Source organism: Hydrogenophaga sp. 70-12, from assembly GCF_001897365.1.
Classification (GTDB): Bacteria; Pseudomonadota; Gammaproteobacteria; order Burkholderiales; family Burkholderiaceae_C; genus Hydrogenophaga; species Hydrogenophaga borbori.
On the sequence record NZ_MKSS01000324.1, the window covers coordinates 1 to 7333 of the forward strand.

At 70.7% G+C, this 7333-nt stretch carries 7 protein-coding genes and 2 pseudogenes; 2 read left to right on the forward strand and 7 right to left on the reverse strand.

Going from position 1 to position 7333, the window contains the following annotated elements:
• The 3 genes and pseudogenes from BGO22_RS16920 to BGO22_RS16930 form a co-directional block, all read right to left on the reverse strand.
• Positions 1 to 759: pseudogene (locus BGO22_RS16920) on the reverse strand (polyphosphate kinase 1); the annotation flags it as partial.
• Complete coding sequence (locus BGO22_RS16925) at positions 756 to 1685, reverse strand: UDP-2,3-diacylglucosamine diphosphatase (protein ID WP_070397995.1); 930 nt, start codon at positions 1683 to 1685, stop codon at positions 756 to 758. The pseudogene BGO22_RS16920 and the gene BGO22_RS16925, both read right to left, overlap by 4 nt.
• Positions 1685 to 2428 carry a GNAT family N-acetyltransferase gene (locus BGO22_RS16930; RefSeq protein ID WP_254668122.1) on the reverse strand — a complete coding sequence of 248 codons (744 nt, stop codon included), beginning with the start codon at positions 2426 to 2428 and terminating at the stop codon, positions 1685 to 1687. The genes BGO22_RS16925 and BGO22_RS16930 overlap by 1 nt, the downstream gene beginning before the upstream one ends.
• A gap of 135 nt (positions 2429 to 2563) precedes the next feature.
• Here BGO22_RS16930 and BGO22_RS16935 point away from each other — a divergent pair, with 135 nt between their 5' ends.
• Both BGO22_RS16935 and BGO22_RS16940 read left to right on the forward strand, forming a co-directional pair.
• A complete protein-coding gene (locus BGO22_RS16935) occupies positions 2564 to 3097 on the forward strand; it encodes a DOMON-like domain-containing protein (RefSeq protein WP_139146951.1) in 534 nt (177 codons plus the stop codon).
• Positions 3098 to 3108: 11 nt separating this feature from the next.
• Positions 3109 to 4314, forward strand: a complete 1206-nt coding sequence (locus tag BGO22_RS16940) for an exo-beta-N-acetylmuramidase NamZ family protein (protein ID WP_070397997.1) — start codon at positions 3109 to 3111, stop codon at positions 4312 to 4314.
• Between the two features lie 21 nt (positions 4315 to 4335).
• Here the strand turns inward: BGO22_RS16940 and BGO22_RS16945 are convergent, their stop codons facing one another.
• The 4 genes and pseudogenes from BGO22_RS16945 to BGO22_RS16960 form a co-directional block, all read right to left on the reverse strand.
• The gene (locus tag BGO22_RS16945) at positions 4336 to 4827 is read right to left on the reverse strand and encodes a GNAT family N-acetyltransferase (RefSeq protein WP_070397998.1); all 492 of its coding nucleotides are present in this window, start codon (positions 4825 to 4827) and stop codon (positions 4336 to 4338) included.
• A complete protein-coding gene (glmM, locus tag BGO22_RS16950) occupies positions 4827 to 6161 on the reverse strand; it encodes a phosphoglucosamine mutase (protein ID WP_070397999.1) in 1335 nt (444 codons plus the stop codon). The genes BGO22_RS16945 and glmM overlap by 1 nt, the downstream gene beginning before the upstream one ends.
• A 75-nt stretch (positions 6162 to 6236) precedes the next feature.
• The gene (gene folP / locus BGO22_RS16955) at positions 6237 to 7061 is read right to left on the reverse strand and encodes a dihydropteroate synthase (RefSeq protein ID WP_070398247.1); all 825 of its coding nucleotides are present in this window, start codon (positions 7059 to 7061) and stop codon (positions 6237 to 6239) included.
• Positions 7062 to 7135: 74 nt separating this feature from the next.
• Positions 7136 to 7333, reverse strand: a pseudogene (locus BGO22_RS16960) (ATP-dependent zinc metalloprotease FtsH); the annotation flags it as partial.

Sequence of the window (7333 nt, forward strand, 5' to 3'; positions counted from 1 at the left end):
GCCCTTGCGCAGCGCGGTGCGCAGGTTCTTCACCTCTTCCTCGTCCACCGCCAGGTCGGAGTGGCGCGTGACGCGGAACTGCGAAAACTCGGTCACCTGGCGGCCAGGGAACAGGTCGCCCAGGTGCGTGCGGATCAGGCTGGAGATGGAGACGAAATGAATCTGCCGCGAGCCCTTCACCGACGGCAGGCGGAAGAAGCGCGGCAGGATGCGCGGCACCTTGACGATGGCGATCTCGTTTTCGCGGCCGAAGGCGTCCTTGCCTGTGAGGCGCACGATGAAGTTGAGCGACTTGTTCGCCACCTGCGGAAACGGGTGCGCCGGGTCCAGGCCCACGGGCATCAGCAGGGGTTGCACCTCGTTGTGGAAGATCTCGCGCACATGGCGGCGCTGGCGCGCGTTGCGCTCGCTGTGGGCGACGATCTTGATGCCCTTCTTCTCCAGCGCGGGCAGCAGCTCATCGTTGTAGATGGCGTACTGCTGAGCCACCAGCTCGTGCACCTTGGCCGACAGAGCATCAAAGGTCTGGGCGGTGTAGAGGCCGCGCGTCTCGTGGGCCTTGGCCGCCGCCAGCTGAGGCGCCATGCGCACCTCGAAGAATTCGTCCAGGTTGCTGGAGACGATGCTGAGGTAGCGCAGGCGCTCCAGTTCGGGCACATCGGGGCGGCGCGCCCAGTCCATGACGCGTTCGTTGAACGCGAGGATGCTGTGGTCGCGATCGAGAAGGGAAAAGCGCGGAATGGAGGCGGAGCCGGTCATGCGCCGATTATGGTTTGGCCGCGCGCGTTTTCACCATGCGCGATGCCGTCGGGCAAGGCGCCCGGCGCCCAGTGCACCAATTCCAGCCGGCCGTCCAGGTGCTCCACCAGGGCCGACAGGCTTTCCACCCAATCGCCGTCGTTGCAGTACAGCGTGCCATCGATGCTGCGCATCTCGGGCCGGTGGATGTGGCCGCAGACCACGCCGTGGTAACCGCGCGAGCGGGCCTCGGCCGCCACGGCGCGCTCGAAGTCCATCACGTAGTTCAGGGCCTTCTTGACCTTGTGCTTGAGGTACTGCGAGAGCGACCAGTACGGCAGGCCCAGGCGCGCCCGCAGCGAATTCAGGTGGCGGTTCAGGCGCAGCAGCAGCTCGTAGGCGTTGTCCCCCAGGTAGGCCAGCCACTTCGCGCACTGGATCACGCCGTCGAAGTGGTCGCCGTGCACCACCCACAGGCGACGGCCGTCGGCCGTGAGGTGCACGGCTTCGTTGCTGACCTCGATGCCACCGAACTGGTGGCCGTCGAACTGACGCGCGAACTCGTCGTGGTTGCCGGGCACGAAGACCACGCGGCAGCCCTTGCGGGCGCGGCGCAGCAGCTTCTGTACCACGTCGTTGTGCGACTGCGGCCAGAACCATTTGCGGCGCAGTTGCCAGCCGTCGATGATGTCGCCGACCAGGTACAGGGTTTCGCTCGGGTGCTGCTTGAGGAATTCCAGCAGCTGGCGCGCCTGGCAACCGGCCGTGCCCAGGTGCAGGTCGGAGATGAAAACGGCCCGGAAGCGGGCGCGCTCCGGGCCGTCGGGGGTGGTGTCGCCATCGTCGGTGTCGTCGGCCCCCAGGTCGATGGGCAGGGCGCCGCCGCCCCCGGCCGGCAGGCGCGAGCGCGCCGCCCAGCCACCCAGTGCATCAAAAGCGGATCGCATCAGGCGTTCCCCAGCAGGTGCTTGCGGTAGCGCGCGGGCAGATCCCCCAGGCGCATCAGCATGGGCAGGTCGGCGGTGTTGAAGTCGGGGTCCCAGGCCGGCGGCCCCAGCACCTTGGCGCCCAGCCGCAGATAGCCCTTGATGAGGGCCGGCGGCTCCACCTCGAGCGAGCCGTCCAGCCGGTCGACCGGCAGCGGCAGGCGCGGGCGCACGTGCCAGTCGATGGGCGCCAGGTGGCGCTCGCGCACCTGGCGCCAGAGGCTGGCGGCCAAGCGGCCGTCGTGCTGCATGGGGATGCTGGCGCAGCCGATCATCACGTCCAGCGCATTGCGCTGCATGAAGTCGCCCAGCGCGCCCCACAGGGCCAGGATCACGCCGCCCTGGCGATGCGCCGGGTGCACGCAGCTGCGCCCCAGCTCCACCATGCGATCGCGCACCTGGCGCAGGCGGGTGAGGTCGAACTCGGTGTCGCTGTAGGTGCTGCCCACGCGGCGCGCCTGCACGGGCGTGAGCACGCGGTAGGTGCCGATCACCGCCCCGGTCGCGGAATCGCACACCAGCAGGTGCTCGCAGAAATCGTCGAAAAGGTCGATGTCGTGGCCGGGCAGCGGCGTGGACAGCCGCGCACCCATCTCGCCCGCGAAGACCTCGAAGCGCAGGCGCTGCGCCGCGCGCACGTCGTCGAGGTGGCGCGCCCAGCGCACCTGCAGACCGCTGGCACGCTCGGGCGCGGGCGGGGCCATGGGCGGCGCCAGCGCCGCGGAGATCAAGGTCTTGTCCATGGCCTTTCATGCTGCGGCGCTTGCGTGGCGCGCCCATGGCAAGCCAATGACCGTTCCGTGACTCGGCGCGGGGCACGGGCTGACACAATGGCGCCCGTGTCCGCCGCCCTGAACCTCTGCCCCCACCCCGAATCGCCGCGCATCGAGCTGTCGGTCTCGGTGCTGGTGAGCGCCGAGCCGCGCGAGCTGGTGCTGCACTACCGCGTGCGCGGCGACACCGCCGCGGTGCGCTGGCCCGAACCCCAGGGTGGCGGCATGGCCGACGGCCTGTGGCGCCACACCTGCTTCGAGGCCTTCATCGGCCAGCCCGGCCAGGGCGCCTACCGCGAGTTCAACTTCTCCCCCTCGGGCCAGTGGGCCGACTACGCCTTCAGCCGCACGCGCGTGCGCGATGCGCTGAGGGGACCGCTGCACGCGCCCCTGATCGAACGGCGCGACACGGCCGAGGGCGTCGAACTCGTCGCCGTGCTCGATCGCCGGCAACTGCCGCCCGGGCCCTGGCAGCTGGGCCTGAGCACCGTGATCGAAGACCAGCACGGCCAAGTCTCGCACTGGGCCTTGCACCACCCCCGACCCACACCCGATTTCCACGACCCCGCGGGCTGGACACTGCGCCTGCCCGCCGACTGAACACACCGCCCATGCAATTCGGCATCGAACGTTTCCTGAACGATCCCGCGCTGCGCGCGCCCCTGGCCGGTCGGCGCGTCGCCGTGCTGGCCCATCCCGCCTCCGTCACGCGCGACCTCACCCACAGCCTGGACGCCCTGGCCGCCCTGCCCGACCTCCAGCTCAGCGCGGCCTTCGGCCCGCAGCACGGGCTGCGCGGCGACAAGCAGGACAACATGGTCGAGTCGCCCGACTACACCGACCCCCGCTGGGGCATCCCGGTGTTCAGCCTGTACGGCGAGGTGCGCCGCCCCAGCGACGCCATGATGGACAGCTTCGACGTGCTGCTCGTCGACCTGCAGGACCTGGGCTGCCGCATCTATACCTTCATCACCACACTGCGCTACGTGCTGGAAGCCGCCGCGCGCCGGGGCAAGGCCGTGTGGGTACTGGACCGGCCCAACCCGGCGGGCCGCCCGGTGGAAGGCCTCACGCTGCGCGAGGGCTGGGAGAGCTTCGTGGGCGCCGGCCCCATGCCCATGCGGCACGGCCTCACCATGGGCGAGCTGGGCCAGTGGTTCATCGCCACGCTGGGCCTGTCGCTGGAGTACCGCGTGATCGCCATGGACGGCTGGCGGCCGGACGAGGCGCCGGGCTTCGGCTGGCCCATCGGCGAGCGCAGCTGGGTCAACCCCAGCCCGAACGCGCCCAACCTGTCGATGGCGCGCGCCTACGCGGGCACGGTCATGCTGGAAGGCACCACGCTCAGCGAAGGCCGGGGCACCACACGGCCGCTGGAGCTGTTCGGCGCCCCCGACATCGACACCACGCGCCTGCTGGCCGACATGCGCCGGATCGCACCGCAATGGCTGCGCGGCTGCGTGCTGCGCGAATGCTGGTTCGAGCCCACCTTCCACAAGCACGCAAGCCAGCTGTGCGCTGGCGTGCAGATCCATGTGGAAGACCCCGCGCACTACGACCACGGGGCCTTCCAGCCCTGGCGCCTGCAGGCCCTGGCCTTTCGTGCCATCCGCCTGCAGCGGCCCGACTACCCGCTGTGGCGCGACTTCCCCTACGAGTACGAGCGCGACCGCTTGGCCATCGATCTCATCAACGGCGGCCCCCTGCTGCGCGAGTGGGTGGACGATGTGGACGCGCCGCCCGAGGCACTGGACGCGCCGGCGCGGGCCGACGAGGCCGCGTGGACCGAGGCGCGCCGACCCTTCCTGCTCTACTGAGTTGCTGAGCGCGCCCGCGCCTCAGTCCAGCCACTTCTGCAGGAACTGCGCGGTCCCCATCGAGGGATCGAGCTGGTAACCCGCAAAGCCCACGCGCTGGTACAGCCGCATGGCGGGCGCGTTGCCCGACAGCACCTCCAGCGTGAGCTTGCAGGCGCCGCGCTCGCGCGCGAGGCGCTCCACCTCGGCCAGCATGGCCTCGGCGATGCCGCGGCCGCGGTGGCTGGCGAGCACCGCGACGTCGTGCACGTTCACCAGCGGCAGGCACTTGAAGGTAGAAAACCCCTCGATGCAGTTGACCAGGCCCACGGCGGCCTCGCCATCGAAGGCCAGCACGCTGAAGGCGTGGGGCCGGCTCGCGAGTTCGGGCACCAGCCGCGAGCGCGCAAAGTCGCTCAGGGGCTCGCCGCCACCGGCCGGGTCGCTGGCGTAGGCGTCGAGCAGGGCCACGATGGCGCGCGCGTCGCTGGGGCGGCCGTAGTCGGCGCGGCGCACCGAGAAAGCGGCGGCCATCAGGCGGCCCTCGCCGCCTCGGCGAGGCGTTCGGCGCTGGCCTTGGCCACGGTGGCGTCGCGCGCCTCCACCATCACACGCAGCAGCGGCTCGGTGCCGCTGGCCCGGATCAGCACGCGGCCAGCCTCGCCGAGCTCGCCCTCCACCGCCTGCGTGGTGTCGGCCAGGCGCCGGTTGGTCTTCCAGTCCTGCCCGGGCTGCAGGCGCACGTTGATGAGCGTCTGCGGAAACAGGGTCACGTCGGCCAGCAGCTGCGCCAGCGTCTTGCCACTGCCCACGCAGGCATAGAGCACCTGCAGGGCCGAGACCAGGCCATCGCCCGTGGAATGGCGGTCGAGCACCAGCAGGTGGCCCGAGCCCTCTCCGCCCAGCGTCCAGCCGTGGCGCTCCAGTTCTTCGAGCACGTAGCGGTCGCCCACCTTGGCGCGCACGAAGCGCACGCCGCGCGCCTTGAGCGCCACCTCCACCGCCATGTTGGTCATGAGCGTGCCCACCACGCCGGGCACGTCTTCGTCGCGCGCCAGGCGGTCGGTCACCATCAGGTAGAGCAGCTCGTCGCCGTTGTAGAGCCGGCCGTGGCGGTCGGCCATCTGCAGGCGGTCGGCGTCGCCGTCGAGCGCGATGCCGTAGTCCGCTCCGTGCTCACGCACCGCCGCCAGCAGGGCCTCGGGGTGGGTGGCGCCCACCCCGGCGTTGATGTTCAGGCCGTCGGGAGAGCAGCCGATCTTGACCACCTCGGCACCCAGCTCGTGGAACACGGCGGGGGCGATGTGGTACGCCGCGCCGTGCGCCGCGTCGACCACGATCTTCAGGCCCTTGAGGCTCAGGTTCTGCGGGCAGGTGCTCTTGCAGAACTCGATGTAGCGGCCCGCGGCGTCGTCGAGCCGGCGCGACTTGCCCAGTCCGGCCGCCGGCACCCAGACCGGGGGCTCATCGAGCGCGGCCTCGACATCGAGCTCCCACTGGTCGGGCAGCTTGGTGCCCTGCGCGCTGAAGAACTTGATGCCGTTGTCGGCGAAGGGGTTGTGGCTGGCCGAAATGACCACGCCCAGGCTGGCGCGCTGCGCGCGCGTGAGATAGGCCACCGCCGGCGTGGGCACCGGCCCCAGCAGCAGCACGTCCACGCCCGCCGAGTTGAAGCCCGACTCGAGCGCGGCCTCGAGCATGTAGCCGGAAATGCGCGTGTCCTTGCCGATCAGCACCGTGGGGTGGGTTTCGGTGCGCTTGAGCACGCGCCCCACCGCGTGCGCCAGGCGCAGCACGAAATCGGGGGTGATCGGGGCTTGACCGACGGTGCCGCGGATGCCGTCGGTGCCAAAGTACTGCCGGGCCATGTCTTGTTCTCCTGGGAATGGCTTGTTTTGTGTGACCTTTTGATTATCGCGATCCCCTGGGGTGAACGGCCGCCTTCAGCGTGCGGCCTGCCACACCTTGAGGGCCTCGACCGTGGCGCGCACGTCGTGCACGCGCAGCACGCGCGCACCCCGCTCGACCGCCAGCACCGCGGCGGCCACGCTCGCGTGCACGCGCTCAGCGGGGCTCTGCACGCCCGTGACCGCGCCCAGCGAGGACTTGCGCGACCAGCCCGCCAGCAGCGGATACCCCTCGTCCAGCAGCTCGGCCTGGCGCGCAAGCAGACTGAAGTTCTGCGCCACCGTCTTGCCGAAACCGATGCCGGGATCGAGCACGATGCGATCGCGCGCCACGCCGCGCTCGCGCAAGGCTTGGGCGCGCTCGCGCAGGAAACCGCGCACCACGGGCAGCACGTCGCCCTCCAGCGGCGCCACCTGCATGGTCAAGGGATCGCGGTGCATGTGCATCAGGCACACGCCCGCGCGCGGATGGGTGGCCACCACCTCGAGCGCGTCGCCTTGGCGCAGGGCCCAGATGTCGTTGACGATGTCGGCGCCGAGGTCCAGCACGGCGCGCATCACCTCCGGCTTGTTCGTGTCCACGGACAGGGGCACGTTGAGGCGCAAGGCCTCGCGCAGCACGGGCAGCACGCGCGCCAGCTCCTCGTCCGGCGGCACGGGCAGGCTGCCCGGGCGGGTGGACTCCCCGCCGATGTCCAGCAGCTGCGCGCCCTCGGCCACCAGCCGCTCGGCGTGCACGATCGCCGCGCGCGCGCTGGCATGCTGGCCACCGTCGGAGAAGGAGTCGGGCGTGACGTTGACGATGCCCATCACGCGGGGCTCGGTGAGGTCGATATCGAAGCGGGTGGTGATCCAGCGCATGGCGCTCACGTGGGCGGGAAAAGAAAACGGGGCCGATGAGGGCCCCGTTCGGGTGGTGTGGGTGTTGTTGGCGATCAGGCCGCGTTGGGCGCCGGGTCGGGCGTCACGGTGGACGAGCCGCCGCCGCTGCCGCCGCCACCCACGGGGTTGCGCGGCGTCCAGTCCTTGGGCGGACGCGGTGGCTTGCCGGCCATGATGTCGTCGAGTTGCTCGCCGTCGATGGTCTCCCATTCGAGCAGGGCCTTGGCCATGGCGTGCATCTTGTCGGCGTG